The following is a 15,361-nucleotide window of genomic DNA, read 5'->3' on the forward strand; positions in this document are numbered from 1 at the left end:
AGGAGTTCTCACTATGGCGACGAAGGTTGCAATCAACGGTTTTGGTCGCATCGGGCGGCTTGTGGCGCGCGCCATTCTGGAGCGCAGCGGTCACGATCTGGATCTCGTCTCGATCAACGATCTGGCGGACACGAAATCCAACGCTCTGCTGTTCCAATATGATAGCACGCATGGCCGCTTCCCCGGCACGGTAGAGGTTGGCGAGGGCGCAATCATCGTAAATGGCAAGAGCATTGCCGTGACCAGCGAGCGCGATCCCGGCAATCTGCCGCACGCCGCCCAAGGCGTGGACATTGTGCTGGAGTGCACCGGCTTCTTCCAAAGCCACGAGGCCGCCGAGCCGCACCTGACGGCAGGCGCAAAGCGCGTGTTGATCTCTGCCCCAGCTAAAAACGTCTCCGCCACCGTCGTTTACGGGGTAAACCACGATGTGCTGACCGCGGATGATGTGATCGTCTCCAACGCCAGCTGCACCACCAATTGCCTCTCGCCAGTGGCGAAGGTGCTGAACGATCTGGTCGGGATTGAGCGCGGTTTCATGACCACGATCCATTCCTACACCAATGATCAGCGCATGCTGGACCAGATGCACGGCGATATGCGCCGGGCTCGCGGCGGCGCGCAGAACATGATCCCGACCACCACTGGCGCGGCGCGCGCGGTGGGTCTGGTGCTGCCAGAGCTGGCGGGTAAGCTCGACGGGTCGTCCGTTCGCGTGCCGACGCCGAACGTCTCATTGGTCGATCTGGTGTTCACACCGGGCCGCGACACCAGCGTAGAGGAACTGAACGCTGCGCTGAAAGCGGCCGCCGATGGTCCAATGAAAGGCGTGCTCGATTACACCGATCAGCCGCTCGTCAGCAGCGATTTCAACCATCACCCAGCCAGCTCGACCGTCGACAGCCTGGAAACCAGCGTGATGGAGGGCAAGCTCGCTCGCGTCGTATCATGGTATGACAACGAGTGGGGCTTCTCCAACCGGATGATCGACACCGCCGGCGTAATGGCGAAATTCCTGTAATCCTCTTGCGCTCATCCTGAGCTTGTCGAAGGGTGAGCGCCCGCCAATCGTACTTCGACAGGCTCAGCACTAGCGGAGTTCCAAATGCCCAACTTCAAAACCCTCGATGATTTGCCCGCAGACCTGACTGGCAAGGTTGCGCTCGTCCGCGTTGACCTCAACCTGCCGATGCAGGGCGGATCGGCCAGCGATTTGACCCGGGTTGAGGCGATCAAGCCAACCGTTCTGGAGCTGAGTGAGAAGGGCGCGAAAGTCCTGATGCTGGCGCATTTCGGACGTCCGGGCGGCGCGCGCCATTCGGCGCTGTCGACCAGCATGGTCGTGGGCGATGTTGAAGGCGTGCTGGGCAAGGAACTGATGTTCATCCCAGAGGTCGCTGGCCCGGTGGTCGAACAATCGATTGGTATCCTGCGGCCGGGCGATATTGGCCTCCTCGACAATGTTCGCTTTTGGCCCGGTGAAGAGGCCAACGATCCGAATTTCGCGCAAAGCATCGCGGCCCACGGCGATTTCTACGTCAATGACGCGTTTAGCGCCGCGCACCGCGCCCATGCGACAACCGAAGGGTTGGCGGCGCATCTGCCCGCCTATGCAGGCCGCGCGATGGAGCGCGAACTGACTGCGCTCGACAGCGCGCTTGGCAATCCGGAAACCCCGGTTGCGGCCGTGGTGGGCGGGGCGAAAGTCTCCACCAAGCTCGACGTTCTGCAAAACCTCGTGGGCAAGGTTCAGCATCTCATCATCGGCGGCGGTATGGCCAACACCTTCCTCGCCGCGCGCGGAGTGGATGTCGGGAAAAGTCTGGCTGAACATGATCTTATCGAGACAGCCTCGAAAATCTTGGACGAGGCGGACCATTCCGGCTGCACGGTGCACCTGCCTTATGACGTCGTGGTGGCCAAAGAGTTTGCCGCCAATCCGGCGAGCCTTCGAACCTGCAATGTCCACGAGGTCGCAGGCGATGAAATGATCCTCGATATCGGCCCGCTCGCGACCGAGGCCTTGGCTGATGTGCTCAAGACCTGCCGCACTCTGGTGTGGAACGGCCCGCTCGGCGCGTTTGAGACCGAACCGTTCGACACCGCGACCATGGCGCTGGCTCGCCATGCCGCTGCTCTGACGCAGGAAGGCTCGCTGATCTCTGTCGCGGGCGGAGGCGACACCGTCGCTGCCTTGGCGCAAGCGGGCGTGACGGGCCAGGTGACCTATATCTCCACCGCTGGCGGGGCCTTCCTCGAATGGATGGAGGGCAAAGTCCTGCCCGGCGTCGCGGCACTGAGCGCTTAGACTATGGCCGATTTTGCCGCCACGATTGAGACGTTGGAGCACCGCTTTATGCGGGCCTGGATGCGGCGCGACAACCGCGATCTGCGCAAACTTGTGCGGCGCGATTTTATGATGATCGTCGGCGCAGACCGCTCACAATTGCTTGACCGGCCCAGCTTTTTGGAGGCTGCCGAAGGCCGCTTTGGCTGCTCCGCCTATCGGTTCCGCGAGGTTATCATCAACAAGCATGGCAAATGCGCCTGGTTTGCCGCCGGTGTTGATCTGGAAATGCGGATCGGCGCACGCGATTGGTCCGGCCAATTCTGGCTGACGGACCTGTGGCGCAAGGGGACGGTTGGCAACAATTGGAAACTCGCCGAGCGCAGCCTTTCCCGCACGGACCCCGAAGAATCGCTGCCTGCCGCGATCCAGAACCTCCAGCTGTGGAATTGATGCGCGCATGAGCGAGACTGAATATGGATACGGCGGCGCGGTCCGATGTGAACAGGGCGAGTTTGAAGGCTGGTACCATTGGAACCACGACGCCTTTGAGACGCAGTCCGGCCCGTTTTACATGCTGCGTCAGGATGATGGCAGCTACGTAAGCGCCTTCCGCGCGCAGGATCGGCATATGAATGGCGCGGGCTTTATGCACGGCGGCTGCTTGCTGACCTTTGCCGATTTCGCGCTGTTCGGGATCGCCACGGATGAGCTGAACGGCGGGAACGCGGTGACGCTCAATCTCGCAGGCGATTTCCTTGGTGCAGTGCCCAATGGCTCGCTGGTCGAGGCGCGCGGCGAGGTGACACGCGGCGGGGGCAAAACAATCTTCGTGCGCGGCATGGTAACCGCTGATGGCAATCCTGCGCTCAGCTTTACCGGGATTATCCGGCGCCTGGGCAAGAAGCCTAACTAAGTTGGTTTTTGCTCGGCCAAACGGTTCCAGATGAACGCTATCACCAACGTCATCATCGGGTGCGCAATCAGCGATGCCCAGGTGTATGGCACCCAATCCATCATGAAAGCTCGGCCCATTAGTGGCGCCAGAACGCCCTGCGCTGTGAACCACAGGATTAAGCCCCAAATTAGTCCTGCCAGTATCCATGAGCCCCGTGCCAAAACAGTTTTGCGCAGCAGCACATAGCCAAGCGGAAATACGATCGCACCCACGCCCAAATGCAGTGAGTAGGCGAGGGCATAGCTCGCTTCCATTCCAGTGAAGGTCTTGATCAATCCGATGACCAGATTGGCGGGCTCCATGGGAAACCCAAACAAAACCGGAGCCAACAACAGACCAAACGATTCGAATGCTATCTCAGCTGTGACGCCGGCGATCAGCAGAATTGCGATGAATGGCAGGCGCTTAGAAGACGTGTTTGTCAATTTTTGGTTCCTGATTATCTGTATTCGGGATTGGGCACGTCGAAACGGTGTCCCTCATTCCACAATTCACGTGAATTGCCATAAGCCGGAATACCTCCAGCATCCTTCAACATGCGTGCGAAATGCATAAGGTTCCATGTCATGAAGGTGGTGTTTCGTCTGGTGAAGTCATTGTCGAACCCAATCCTATTGCCGTCATCATCTTCATCGCCATAGGATGGGCCAGGGCCAGCCTCTCCAATCCAGCCAGCATCAGCTTGCGGAGGGATGGTAAAGCCGACGTGCTGCATCGAATAGAGCACGCCCATGCCGACATGTTTGATTCCGTCTTCATTGCCCGTGACCAGGCACCCGCCGACCTTGCCGTAGAAAATGTATTGCCCCTTATCGTTCTGGTCTCCCGAATGCGCATAGAACTTTTCGATCATTTGCTGGCAGACTGAGCTTTTCTCACCCAGCCAAATGGGTGTTCCGAGTACGACAATGTCTGCCGCTTGAACGCGCGGCCAGACCGAGGGCCAATCGTCCTTCTTGGCACCATGCTCTGTCATGTCAGGATAGACGCCCCAAGCGATATCGTGCTCGGTCGCGCGCAGTCTCTCAACGCTCACACCGTTCTTGCGCATGATCTCTGCAGACATATCGATCAATGCATCGGTATGCGATGGTTCGCCAGGGTACTTGAGCGTGCAATTGATGAAGAGCGCTTTTAAGTCGGTAAAGTCGGTCTGATTTTCATCGCACAGGGTATTTTGCTTAGCGTTGAGCATTGTCATTCCTTATTTTTATATGCACTCAACGCACAAATGCCCGATTAGTTACCCGACAAAATGGTTTCGCGGTTGCAGCAAGTTTTAGGGCTAGCTAAAGCGCGCTCAAACGCGCTCTCGCATAGGTATGCATCAGCACACCTTAGAGCATCCAAGGTGAATGAGGACTTCCGATGAATTTCGATGAAATGACAGCCAAGATCGCTGGCGGCCAGGGCTTTATCGCGGCGTTGGATCAGTCAGGCGGCTCCACGCCAAAGGCTCTGCGCGGCTACGGAATTTCTGATGAAGCATGGTCCGGCGATGACGAGATGTTCGCCCGCATCCATGACATGCGCAGCCGGGTCATTACCTCGCCCAGTTTCGCCAATGGCAAGATCATCGGCGCCATTTTGTTTGAGCGCACGATGGATAGCGAGGTTGAGGGTGCCTCGACCGCTGATGCCTTGAAAGAGCGCGGTATTGTGCCGTTTATCAAGGTCGACCAAGGTCTCGCCGACGAAGCGGACGGCGTGCAAATGATGAAGCCGCTCGATAAGCTCCCTGCGCTGCTCGAAAAATCTGTTGGCCACGGCATGTTCGGCACAAAGATGCGCTCTGTCATTAAGTCTGCGAACGCCGCCGGCATTGCCAAAGTGGTGGAGCAGCAATTCGCGCTCGGCAACCAGATCGCTGACGCAGGTCTTGTGCCTATGCTGGAGCCGGAATTTGACATTACCGCCGCAGACCGTGCGGAAGGCGAGCGAATTCTGCTGGCTGAAATTATGAAGGGGCTGGATAGCCTGCCTACAGGCCACAAGGTAATGTTGAAGCTGTCCATCCCGGTTGAGGGCGGCCTCTATGCCCCAGCCATCGCGCATCCCAATGTGCTGCGCGTGGTTGCACTGTCGGGTGGCTTCTCCACCGACGAAGCGTGCGAGAAGCTCGCGCACAACCCCGGGATGATCGCGAGCTTTAGCCGCGGCTTGCTGCAAGATTTGCGTGCGGCGCAAAGCGATGCGGAGTTCGACGACACGCTCGGCAAAGCCATCGACAAGATCTGCACTGCCAGCGTCGCGGGCTGATCTGCGCAAGACTATTGGCGTGCGGCTTGTAGGTGACTACAGCGCGGCTCATGTCATCTAAAACTCCTGATACTCAGCTCTATTTGATTTCGCCTCTCGAAGTGGGAGGCGATTTTCCTGCGCGGCTCGAGCGCGCTCTGGAGGCGGGCAAAGGCCTGGTCACTGCCTTTCAGTTCCGTGTGAAAGGGCTGGAAAGCCACGAGGCAGCGACGCTCGCAGAGCCGTTGCAGGCGATCTGCGCTGCGCATGACGTGGCGTTTATCGTCAATGACAGCGTGTCACTGGCAAAGCGCCTGAAGGCGGACGGCGTGCATTTGGGTCAAGGCGACGGCGACCCCAAGGAAGCGCGCGAAGAGCTGGGGCGCGAGGCGCAGATCGGCGTCACCTGCCATGCCTCACGCCACCTTGCGATGGAAGCGGGTGAGGCGGGTGCAGATTACGTCGCCTTCGGTGCGTTCTTCCCCTCAACCACTAAAGACAAGGGCGATGCCGAGCGCCCCGAGCCAGAGCTGATTGAATTTTGGGCTGGGCTGTTTGAGATCCCCTGCGTCGCCATCGGCGGCATCATGCCAGACAATTGCACGCCATTGGTAGAGGCGGGCGCAGACTTTCTCGCCGTCTCGGGCGGTGTTTGGAATGGCGATGAAGTGGCCGCGATTGAGGCCTTTGCGAAGGTCTTACGGGATTAGGGTTTCGCGTTGGCTGTTGTTGGGCGGTATTGCCGCCGGATTTGATATCCATTCTAGGCGTATTGTGCGGCACTATCGAAGATCCCAAGCTCATTTCTGATAAGCGAAGCCAGGTTCTGCATTTCTTTGACTTCACGATCTACACCCCGTTCTCGTTTCGAAAACAAGCGTAGCTTTCTGTCACAAAACTGCAGCATGCCATGAAGCGTTCCTGGAGGGGTGGCCTTGATGTCAGCCGGTGAAATTGTGCCTTCGTAATTCATAGTATTCTCGTCCTAACCTTAAAACAGTGTGCTCAGATTTCTGAAGCATTACGCATTTGCGAATTCGATCGTCTTCAGCCCGAACTCTTCATTGAGCAGGAGCTGCGCGAGCATTTCTCGGGTCAGACGTTCTTTGAAATGGAGGCCCGTCTGGCCATCTTTCGACCAGCGGACGGACGCAGAGTTCAATTCAATGCCGCAAAACACAATAGAAAGAAGAGTGCCGGCTTCTAGGTAAGGTAATCCGCGAACACGCATCCCACCGAGCGAAATGTTCTCTACCAAAGCGGTTTGAACTTCGCCGTTGATCCAACACGTGGCATCAGCTTGGCATGGCACGCGTACAGACCGCGCTGGAAAGCTCTCTTTGGGTTTACGAATATCGTCGGCATGTTCGACACCAAATGTCTTGCCGTCGGTCCACATAACTTTCGCCGTGATACAGGCGTTTGCTTCCCAAAAGTAACGGATGCTGTCGCCAACCTTAAGGTCGGCATCGACTTCAATACGAGCACCGCCGACCGAAAAGTTCCGGATAAGTCCCATGGTAACTTTACCAGCAGCGATAACGCAGCATGGACGGTACGTTGCTTTGTGGCGAACGTCCTTACGACGATCAACTGTTATTGCATTTTTGGTCTCATCAAACTTGGCAAGAACTTTGGCTGAAATAGACATTTTCGGTACCCTCACTGGTCGCACATACATCTCGTTCGATGTGCAATGAGGATAGGTGCAAGTGTAATTTCTCGTCAGTGTTCTACGGTGACTGTTACGGTGTTTAGCGTTACACCTACAGAAAACCTGTAGTTATATTTGAGAGTGTAACGCTGTAACAGTCGAGGGATTCTGCGGTATTTTTTAGATTTTTAATAGAAATTTTATCTTACTTGAATAAAAATACTTTATTCGAAACTTGAATTCGTGAATCATGTTTTAAGGATTTCGGTGTGGTGCGGCGCGAAGGTCCAAAGTTCAAATTTGAGCATCAGCTGAGGCTGGAAGCTGATCGGGTGATGGAAGATGTCGTCTTCCAGCGCGCACCGATCCAAACGCGTTTGCTCAAATTCCTGGTTGAGAAAACGCTGACCAGTCCGGCGCCACCCACTCAATATGAAATTGCTGTCTATGGCCTCGGCAAAGATGAGGATTATGACCTCGAAAGTGATAGTTACCCCAAAGTCCAGATTTCTCGGTTGCGGCGGCGAATTGAAAACTACTATGCGCGCAACCAACCACAAGACGGGCTTCGCCTTAAGCTAGAGGCTGGTTCATATCGGTTGACTTTGGAAACCGCCGAACAACACGAACGACAATCGTCAGGCGAGGAGACCTCGTCAAAAAGCAGCCCAACCACGCTTACGAAAGAGAAGAGATCCCCTAAATTAATGGGCGCAGCTGCTCTGGGAATACTTGGACTGTTTACCGCCCCGCTTATGATCATGGGGCTTGCCGTTCCCAGTCCCACTGCAGGCAGCAAGCCAAGCCTTAGTAAGCCATCGACCGCATTGATCATAAAAGGGACCCAGAATACTGCTGGCGAACCTGCTTCGAGCGAGTTTGTGGCCGCAGCCAGACACATATCGGAGGTTCAAATGAAACGATCATTCGTTTCAAAACCGCTGGTGGCTGGTGAAGAGGTTAGCGACGCCGAGTACGCGCTCAACCTGAACTTTGGGCCTGGCCAAGATGAGAAAGCCTCGCTTTTCCTAGCGCTGTCAAATAACGATGGTGATGTTCTTTATTCTAACGAAATCTTTGTTGATCTCGACAAACCAGAGAGCTTTCGGAACGAATTAGAAGCATCAATTGTCTATATGGTGTCGCCAACTGGGGCAATCGCTCAAGCAGAGCTTCCCAAGCGAAGAAACGCAACCGCATCGGACTACGCCTGCTTTCTAACAATTGAGAACCGGCGCTCTGTTGGCGAGGCGACGATCGATCAAGTCGAACAGTGCCTCGATCGCTATCCCGAAAGTGAATATGTTCCGTTCTGGTATTCCCGTCTTGCGTTTATTGAGTACCGGGAAGAAGCCGAAGCTGGCCGTTCGATTAAAAAGTCGGGGCAAGGGTGGGAAAACCTACGTTCAGCAATGGAGGCGGACCGCTATAACCCCATGGCGAATTTCATCGCAGCAAAAGTGGAGGTGGCATACGGTCGCTGCCAAGCCGCAAAGGCTTATGTGGAGCGCGTGCGCGAGCGAGGTAATTCCTATCCAGCTTTAGTGGCCGCGGCCGAGGCCAGCGCCACCACGTGCGCAACTTCGCCCGAGGAAGACGTAGCGAAGGCCGCTCGCATTCGTGCGATGGCAGACTTTAACCGCGATCCTGACCCACTTCTGCATCTCTATCTGATGCTCGCATCACTATCGGTTGACGACCGCGAAGCTGCATTGCGAATTTCCAAGAAATCAATGGTCGACGATCCCGTCGGCTCGATAGAAACGCTAACGGATCTATTGAAGCGCGCGCTTGAGGATCGTGATTTCGCTAGAAGCAATGAGAGCGAAATCATGACTGCGATCCGCCGTGTGGTGTGGAATGAAGGCGCGACCAAAAAGATCACTCAAACACTACTCGAAGAAGCGTAAGGTCGTTCGGTGTTCGTAGCTATGCTGCCCAAATCTCAGCAGGCGGATCGGCATCAATCCACCTACGTGAGCGGCCAGAGGCGTTGGGTGCCATTGTTGGCAACCTATAAGACACCTAGCTAATCCCGGCTGAAACGCTGTGCGCCTGTACGCGTGCAAAGAACCTTTGTTAAGCGGCCATTTGCGTCCAGTTTTTGAAGTTGGTTCGTGCCGATGCGGCGATAGCGTTCGCCCTTTTTGGCGCCTCGGGTAAAGGTCAGCACGCGGCCCTTTAGCAGGTATACGCCGCCGCCTTGCTCGCTGCTGTAGCTAGAGGCCGCGCCGAGGCGAAAGCCGGCATCCTTGATCACATCATAGGCCGCACCAGTGGCATCGCCGGGCAGGGCGCATTGGTAATTGCCCTGCGGCATGGTCGACAGCATACTGCCATCGCCGCTGGCCTGGCCTACGGCCGCGCCGGGATTTTGACTGCGCGCATGGGGGGCCATGGCTGCGATTGCCGCTGCAAAAGCCGTTAATCCTATGACATAGCGCATTTTCATTTGGCCCCGTTATCATGCGGCAAATGGGCGCACCACCGCGTTTACCATGTGTTTGCCATAATCATGCCCAGCTTTACCTCGCCTGAAGCCTCGGCTATGCGCGCAGCCGCAAGGTTGCCCGATCATCGGGCGCGTACCCATTATTTCCGACAAGAAGGCCACAAGCCCCATGAAGATCAGCGGCGTCGATATCCGTCCCGGCAATATCATCGAGTATGAAAAAGGCATCTGGAAAGTTGCCAAGATCCAGCACACCCAGCCTGGCAAGGGCGGGGCCTATATGCAGGTGGAGATGAAGAACCTGCAGGACGGGCGCAAAACCAACGTCCGTTTCCGCAGCGCTGACACGGTTGAGAAGGTTCGCCTGGATACCTCGGACTATCAATTCCTCTATGAAGACGGCGATATGCTCGTCTTTATGGACCAGAAGAATTACGAGCAGATCATGCTGCCGTCCGATCTGCTGGGCGATGCGCGTCCATTCCTGCAAGACGGGATGGAGGTTCAGCTGGAACTGTGGGAAGAAAAGCCGATTTCGGTTCAGCTGCCAAACCAGATTGAGGCCGAGATTGTTGAGGCCGATGCCGTGGTGAAGGGGCAGACCGCCTCGTCCAGCTATAAGCCTGCCGTGCTCGACAATGGCGTGCGCATCATGGTGCCGCCGCATATTGGCGCTGGCACTCGGATCATCGTGGATGTCTACGAACAGACCTATGTCGGGAAAGCGGGCTAACTTCTCATGTCGATGTTTTCAGGTCTAATCCGCGTGATGGAGCGCGCCGCGCGTAAAGCCGGCGGGCGATTGCGCCGTGATTTTGGCGAGGTGGAGCACCTTCAGGTGAGCCGTAAGGGTCCGGCGGACTTTGTCAGCAAGGCCGATATGCGCGCTGAGCGGACGCTGTATGACGAGCTGCTGAAGGCGCGGCCCGGTTGGGGCTTTGTGCTGGAAGAGGCGGGCATTATCGAGGGCGATCCCGATATGCCGCGCTGGATTATTGATCCCTTGGATGGGACCAGCAATTTCCTCCATGGCATTCCGCATTTTGCAATTTCGATTGCGGTGCAGGAACCGCGCCTGGGCGGCCCGGATGCGAAGGGCAATGCCTGGGGCGATGTGACGGCGGCAGTGATTTATCATCCGATTGAAGATCACACCTATTGGGCCGAGAAAACCCGCGGGGCGTGGCTGCAGGATGCGCGCCTGCGCGTCTCGGGTCGTTCGCAGATGAGCGATGCCTTGATCGCGACGGGCATCCCGTTTGCGGGCCACGGCGATTTTGCCGAATGGAGCCGCATTTTCGGCGCCATCGGCCCAGAGGTGGCAGGGATCCGCCGCTTTGGCGCCGCGTCGCTCGACTTGGCCTATGTGGCGCAGGGGCGCTTTGATGGCTTCTGGGAAAGCGGGCTGAATGATTGGGACACGGCGGCAGGATGCTTGCTGATCCGCGAGGCGGGCGGCTTCGTCAGCGATTTTCGCGGCCGCTCCAGTCCGATCCATTCCCAGCAAGTGCTGGCCGCGAACAATGGCCTGCATTCCAAGCTGCATAAGCTGCTGGCGAATTCCCTGAAGTAAGGCTCTTGATGTGAGCGCGGGGCGCGGCTAACAGGCGCGCTTCACGCATGGTGTGCCCCTGTGGTGGAATTGGTAGACGCGCTCGACTCAAAATCGAGTTCCTAACGGAGTGCCCGTTCGAGTCGGGCCAGGGGCACCAAATTTTTGTAGGAAATTTGGTTTTTTGGTTTTGCGCACTGGCATCCGCCAGCGCGATATCCTCGCTCATGCGACCTGAAGGTCGCGTCGCTGAGGGCGCGCAGTCGCGCTTGCGACGCCTGCGGCGTCGAACCATTCCAAGCCATTGGCTTGGTCGCGGAGCACGGTCGCGCTAGCGACCGCAAGGCCGACCGGCCGCCCGCAGGCCCGTTAGGGCCGAGGAAAGCCAAGGCGGACGGATGTCCGCCGCCCGGCGCTTGAGGGCGTAAACAAACATTCTAAGCCAGTTACCTTTCAATCTCCTTCTCTCGCTCCAATTCCCATTCTTTCTTCCACCGCTCGCGAAGGTCGGTGAAGAATTGCAGGTTTGCCGCGCGGTTTTCCTCGCTGTGGCGCTCTTCGTATTGCTCCTGCTCCCATTCGGCGCGCAGTTCGGCCTTGAGCGCCTCGTAAGCTGGATGGCCGGGGCGCAGTCCGCCCGATCCATAGCGTTGCGGTAAGCGGCCCGGCAGGAAGAACATCACCAGCGCCTCGTTATGGCGTGTCTCGGTGCCCAGCACCCTGCCGGAGGAGACGACCATGCGCTCCTCGCCGGTGATAGCGCGGGTGAGGGCGGTCGCCTCCAACCGGGAGACCCCGCGGTCAATCGCCGCATCCCACGCCGCGCGGAAGCTCTCTGCGCCGGGCCGCGCGCGCAATTTGTAGATCGCTTCAAGTGATTTGCCGATGTGCCGCGCAGCGGAGGACACGATGCCGGTCGCCGCAAGATGAGCGATGAATTCGCGCTGGAGATCAGGGGTGATGGAATTGCGGCGCAGCTGCTTGTGCGGGACCGGCGTGAAGCCAAGCAGAGGGTCGTCCGGCGCAGGCGGAGCGGCTTCGAAGGCTACGGCAGAGGTGCCCTGGCGGGGGATGGCGCGTTTGTTGGTGAGTTCTGCTTTTTTCGTCATTGCGAGGAGCCGCAGGTGACGCGGCAATCCAGATAGCTTCGGGTATGGATTGCTTCGCTAAGCTCGCAATGACGAGTAGGAAAATGGAATTTTTGTGTTCCGCAGCACATCCGTGCTCGCGATATCCTCGCTCACACGGCCTGAAGGTCGGGTGGCCTTTGGCCGTCTTCGACTCCGCTGCGGGCGGCCACAAGGGCCTTGCGGCGCTGCGCGCCGTGCTCCGCGACCAAGCCAGTGACAAAGCACCAAGCATAAGAGCGCTAGATCGTTGGCTTGGAATGTCTCGGTCCGCGACCAGCGGACCGCAAGGGCGCACGCCCGCCCGAGCTAATGCGAGGAAAGCCAAGGCGGACGGATGTCCGCCGCCCGGCGCTTGAGGGCGTAAACAAATAACTCAGGCGTCGGGGCGCGAGATTGGTGGGTTGCACCAAGAGGCTGGGCGCAATCTCGATGGGGTGAGCCAAGAGGGACGGAGTTTTTGTGTTCCGCAGCACATCCGTGCTGCGATATCCTCGCTCACGCGATCAAAGATCGCATCGCTGCGGGCGGCCACAAGGGCCTTGCGGCGCTGCGCGCCGTGCTCCGCGACTAAGCCGCCGACAAAGCACCAAGCGACAAAGCGCCAGGCCGCTGGCCGAGAATGATCCGGTCCGCGACCAGCGGACCGCGAAGCGAAGCTGAACGAGCGAAGCGAGGTCAACGCCGACCGGCCGCCCGAGCTTATGCGAGGGAGTCGGAGCAGAAGACGGATATAACGAGTAGCGCCAATCTAAAACAGACAAACTGGATACATTGTACCTAACGCTCGAAGAAAAATGAAATACTTAATCGCATTGCAATCAATACTGGCCGGTTTCTTTGGGTTGGACACTTCTGGCTTGACGCATAGGTTCGTACGCGTTTATTCGGAAGTGACTTCTCCTCTTTTTGAGAGATGCACTTGTATTAGACCTCTTGATTTGAAGGTGCCCTCGTAAGCCGGAGTTGAAACCTCAAATTTTTAGGGTTTTACATACTGCTTTTAGATCAGGAACCTGTCCTTTTGCAACTTTCGCAATTCTGAGTCCAATTTTGCTGTCGATCTTGGAGAGAAATTTAGACGACCGGAGGGTTGCTTTGAACGAGCCGTAGTCATCGCGGTCGTATGAATCTACAGCGGCATCAAAGAACATCTCGGCTGCGAGTTGAACATGTTTCGCCAAAGCGTTTCTAAATTCAATAGCAGACATGCATTGGAGTGATATTTTTTCAGCGTTAAACGCCTTTCTTTTCTCAATAATCTTCTTGGTTACGTAACTGATCCAGTAGGTACTCGTTACACCTAATAGTTGCACATTCTCGTCGTCTATTAGGCTATCGAAAAGTTCAGCGCGTTTCTCATCAGCTATATTACCGATAAGCCATGCCAAATAGACTTCTTGAGGTTTTACCCCCTTGGGGAATAGCTTTTGATACGGTTGATCGAAGAGCGCGCCCTTATTTGCGATTGCTTGAATCAAAAACTCATTCTGTCCCGCGGCGATAAACTGCGCAACCTTGTCTAACTCGACTATATCGAGGTCCTTTTTTCTGCGCGCGCCTTCGAGCTTTGGAGCGTAATTGACATTGATATCTTCGAAAGCTTTTCTGAGGCCCTTTTGGATGTTGTCGGCTGAGCGGACACTCCAGATTCGCACTGCGTTCTGAGAATTGTTATAGCGAACAATGTCCGTCCGGATGTTTTGTTTAGCCGCTATGACCCTTGCTAAGACCTTGGCATCGTCGGACGCTTCAGCTTGGACAAGGCTGGATGTGGTTTGACAACCGTTCACAATGCTAAAGCGCTTTATCCTAAGTGTTTTGTTTGGCTCATCGTCTTGGTCAATGGGCTCTGCTGTATCGGCCACGATTGTGATCCCATTGTTGAGCGCCCAAAAAATTCCCGGTTCTTCAGTTGCAGTCTTTATGATCTGCTCGTTGATCCCTCCTTTTCGCGAACCCAAAAAAAGTCTGACATTTCCTGCGAAGAGTTCTTGACTGTAATTGTCGTGTAAACGACGAAGTTCAGTGGCGCTAATTGAACCGATCCACGCTCTTCCGTACTCTCCCTCATCCGAAATGAAGTCACCAACGAATGACAGTGTATCTTCTGAAATTCCCGCCTCTGAATCGACAATGGATTTGTAACCAGATACGATAGTTTCACGAGCTGAGTAGAAGAAACCGTTCTCAGGAGATGCGCCTTTTTGGGCTTTGACGGCGGTCTCAATTTCGTTCGATATCAGGCCCAATGAAATTAAACCAAAGCTCAGTGAGTAATTTGGATTAAGTTCAAATTGCTCATTGAGTTGCTCCGCTAAATCCGGGCGTCCGGCTTGCTCTAAAAGAGTGGTATCGGTCACAAACCCAATGCTGCTAGTGACAGCGTCCCATTTAGACTTCGGCGTTGGTTTTATGTTCGCTGAAGTTGGATAATGTGCTTGAACAATGTGTATTGTTTCTGAAGAATCATCGCTGAAAACAATGTCTATGCCCTGATCATTTCCGCCATCAACTGATGCTGCTTCTAGTGCTTCATCTTCATCGAGAGAATGAAAGTTCATTGCATACCATGCGGCAAAAGCTTGCTCTTTCGTGATGTGACCTCGCTTCGCTAATTCAGCAATAGAAGCCGTAATGTCTTTGAATATTTGGTCATCTGCCAAGAGGGAATCCAATCTGTACTTATTCTATACAACACCTTCTGCCTGGCCAGGGCTTTAGTCAATGCGGCTATTGTGATTGGTCCACAACCCTTGACCCCCGCGCCGCCCCCCGCTAAAGGCGCGCTCATCCGAGGCGTGCTGCGTGCACACCCCGGCCAAATAGAGCTGAACATTGCCGGTTAAGTCCCGGAGGCCTCGCTCGCTTGAGCTAGGCCTTTTCTATTTGCTCTTCTGACGTTTGTTATCCTGAAACGAGTTCAGGATGACAGTTTTGCGGAAGGGTTGGGGCGGCCGTCAAAGTAACCCGGTGCTTTGTTACCGGGTGGAGTGTTTCAGTTTGCGCAAGGGAGCGCCGCCTTTCGGCGGTGTTTATCTCGCTGGATCCCGGATCAAGTCCGGGATGACGGCGGCGCAAGCACTCACTCCA

The 15,361-nt window shown here is 56.0% G+C and carries 16 protein-coding genes and 1 tRNA gene; 10 read left to right on the forward strand and 7 right to left on the reverse strand.

All coding sequences use genetic code 11. From position 1 onward, the window contains the following. Window positions 1–13: 13 nt before the first annotated feature. The 4 genes from gap to AC0V6V_RS00325 all read left to right on the forward strand — a co-directional run bounded on the left by gap (window position 14) and on the right by AC0V6V_RS00325 (window position 3,203). Window positions 14–1,021: a type I glyceraldehyde-3-phosphate dehydrogenase gene (gene gap, locus AC0V6V_RS00310; RefSeq protein ID WP_486163521.1), complete on the forward strand. Its 1,008-nt coding sequence runs from the start codon at window positions 14–16 to the stop codon at window positions 1,019–1,021. Between the two features lie 84 nt (window positions 1,022–1,105). Further along, the gene (locus AC0V6V_RS00315) at window positions 1,106–2,308 is read left to right on the forward strand and encodes a phosphoglycerate kinase (protein WP_486163522.1); all 1,203 of its coding nucleotides are present in this window, start codon (window positions 1,106–1,108) and stop codon (window positions 2,306–2,308) included. Between the two features lie 3 nt (window positions 2,309–2,311). Then, the gene (locus AC0V6V_RS00320) at window positions 2,312–2,740 is read left to right on the forward strand and encodes a DUF4440 domain-containing protein (protein WP_486163523.1); all 429 of its coding nucleotides are present in this window, start codon (window positions 2,312–2,314) and stop codon (window positions 2,738–2,740) included. Between the two features lie 7 nt (window positions 2,741–2,747). Further along, entirely contained in the window at window positions 2,748–3,203 is a 456-nt protein-coding gene (locus tag AC0V6V_RS00325; RefSeq protein ID WP_486163524.1) for a PaaI family thioesterase, read from the forward strand. Here the strand turns inward: AC0V6V_RS00325 and AC0V6V_RS00330 are convergent. Together AC0V6V_RS00330 and AC0V6V_RS00335 are read right to left on the reverse strand one after the other, a co-directional pair. Continuing rightward, entirely contained in the window at window positions 3,200–3,670 is a 471-nt protein-coding gene (locus tag AC0V6V_RS00330) for a DUF6789 family protein (protein ID WP_486163525.1), read from the reverse strand. The two genes, AC0V6V_RS00325 and AC0V6V_RS00330, sit on opposite strands and share 4 nt — an antisense overlap. A 14-nt stretch (window positions 3,671–3,684) precedes the next feature. Beyond that, a complete protein-coding gene (locus AC0V6V_RS00335; protein WP_486163526.1) occupies window positions 3,685–4,440 on the reverse strand; it encodes a flavodoxin family protein in 756 nt (251 codons plus the stop codon). A 173-nt stretch (window positions 4,441–4,613) separates the two neighbouring features. Here AC0V6V_RS00335 and AC0V6V_RS00340 point away from each other — a divergent pair, with 173 nt between their 5' ends. Both AC0V6V_RS00340 and thiE read left to right on the forward strand, forming a co-directional pair. Further along, window positions 4,614–5,504 (forward strand): fructose bisphosphate aldolase, encoded by an 891-nt coding sequence (locus tag AC0V6V_RS00340; protein WP_486163527.1) that lies wholly within the window; start codon window positions 4,614–4,616, stop codon window positions 5,502–5,504. A 50-nt stretch (window positions 5,505–5,554) separates the two neighbouring features. Further along, the gene (thiE, locus tag AC0V6V_RS00345) at window positions 5,555–6,193 is read left to right on the forward strand and encodes a thiamine phosphate synthase (RefSeq protein ID WP_486163528.1); all 639 of its coding nucleotides are present in this window, start codon (window positions 5,555–5,557) and stop codon (window positions 6,191–6,193) included. A 53-nt stretch (window positions 6,194–6,246) separates the two neighbouring features. Here thiE and AC0V6V_RS00350 read toward each other — a convergent pair whose 3' ends face one another. Then, the gene (locus AC0V6V_RS00350; protein ID WP_486163529.1) at window positions 6,247–6,456 is read right to left on the reverse strand and encodes a hypothetical protein; all 210 of its coding nucleotides are present in this window, start codon (window positions 6,454–6,456) and stop codon (window positions 6,247–6,249) included. A 48-nt stretch (window positions 6,457–6,504) separates the two neighbouring features. Then, a complete protein-coding gene (locus tag AC0V6V_RS00355; RefSeq protein ID WP_486163530.1) occupies window positions 6,505–7,134 on the reverse strand; it encodes a PilZ domain-containing protein in 630 nt (209 codons plus the stop codon). 272 nt (window positions 7,135–7,406) lie between these two features. Here AC0V6V_RS00355 and AC0V6V_RS00360 point away from each other — a divergent pair, with 272 nt between their 5' ends. Next, on the forward strand, window positions 7,407–9,047 hold the full coding sequence (locus AC0V6V_RS00360; RefSeq protein ID WP_486166126.1) for a hypothetical protein: 1,641 nt from the start codon (window positions 7,407–7,409) through the stop codon (window positions 9,045–9,047). Between the two features lie 119 nt (window positions 9,048–9,166). On the opposite strand, the gene AC0V6V_RS00365 is transcribed toward AC0V6V_RS00360, so the two are convergent. Next, entirely contained in the window at window positions 9,167–9,583 is a 417-nt protein-coding gene (locus tag AC0V6V_RS00365; protein ID WP_486166127.1) for an elongation factor P, read from the reverse strand. Window positions 9,584–9,758: 175 nt separating this feature from the next. Here AC0V6V_RS00365 and efp point away from each other — a divergent pair, with 175 nt between their 5' ends. From efp to AC0V6V_RS00380, 3 genes are all read left to right on the forward strand, one after another. After that, window positions 9,759–10,322, forward strand: a complete 564-nt coding sequence (gene efp, locus AC0V6V_RS00370) for an elongation factor P (protein WP_472644960.1) — start codon at window positions 9,759–9,761, stop codon at window positions 10,320–10,322. A gap of 6 nt (window positions 10,323–10,328) precedes the next feature. Further along, window positions 10,329–11,162, forward strand: a complete 834-nt coding sequence (locus AC0V6V_RS00375) for an inositol monophosphatase family protein (RefSeq protein ID WP_486139406.1) — start codon at window positions 10,329–10,331, stop codon at window positions 11,160–11,162. Window positions 11,163–11,216: 54 nt separating this feature from the next. Beyond that, window positions 11,217–11,301 (forward strand) — tRNA-Leu (locus tag AC0V6V_RS00380). A 286-nt stretch (window positions 11,302–11,587) separates the two neighbouring features. Here the strand turns inward: AC0V6V_RS00380 and AC0V6V_RS00385 are convergent. After that, window positions 11,588–12,250, reverse strand: a complete 663-nt coding sequence (locus AC0V6V_RS00385; protein ID WP_486163533.1) for a hypothetical protein — start codon at window positions 12,248–12,250, stop codon at window positions 11,588–11,590. 992 nt (window positions 12,251–13,242) lie between these two features. Further along, window positions 13,243–14,934, reverse strand: a complete 1,692-nt coding sequence (locus tag AC0V6V_RS00390; protein WP_486163534.1) for an AIPR family protein — start codon at window positions 14,932–14,934, stop codon at window positions 13,243–13,245. Window positions 14,935–15,361 lie beyond the last annotated feature (427 nt).

This window comes from Erythrobacter sp. S249 (assembly GCF_057364975.1).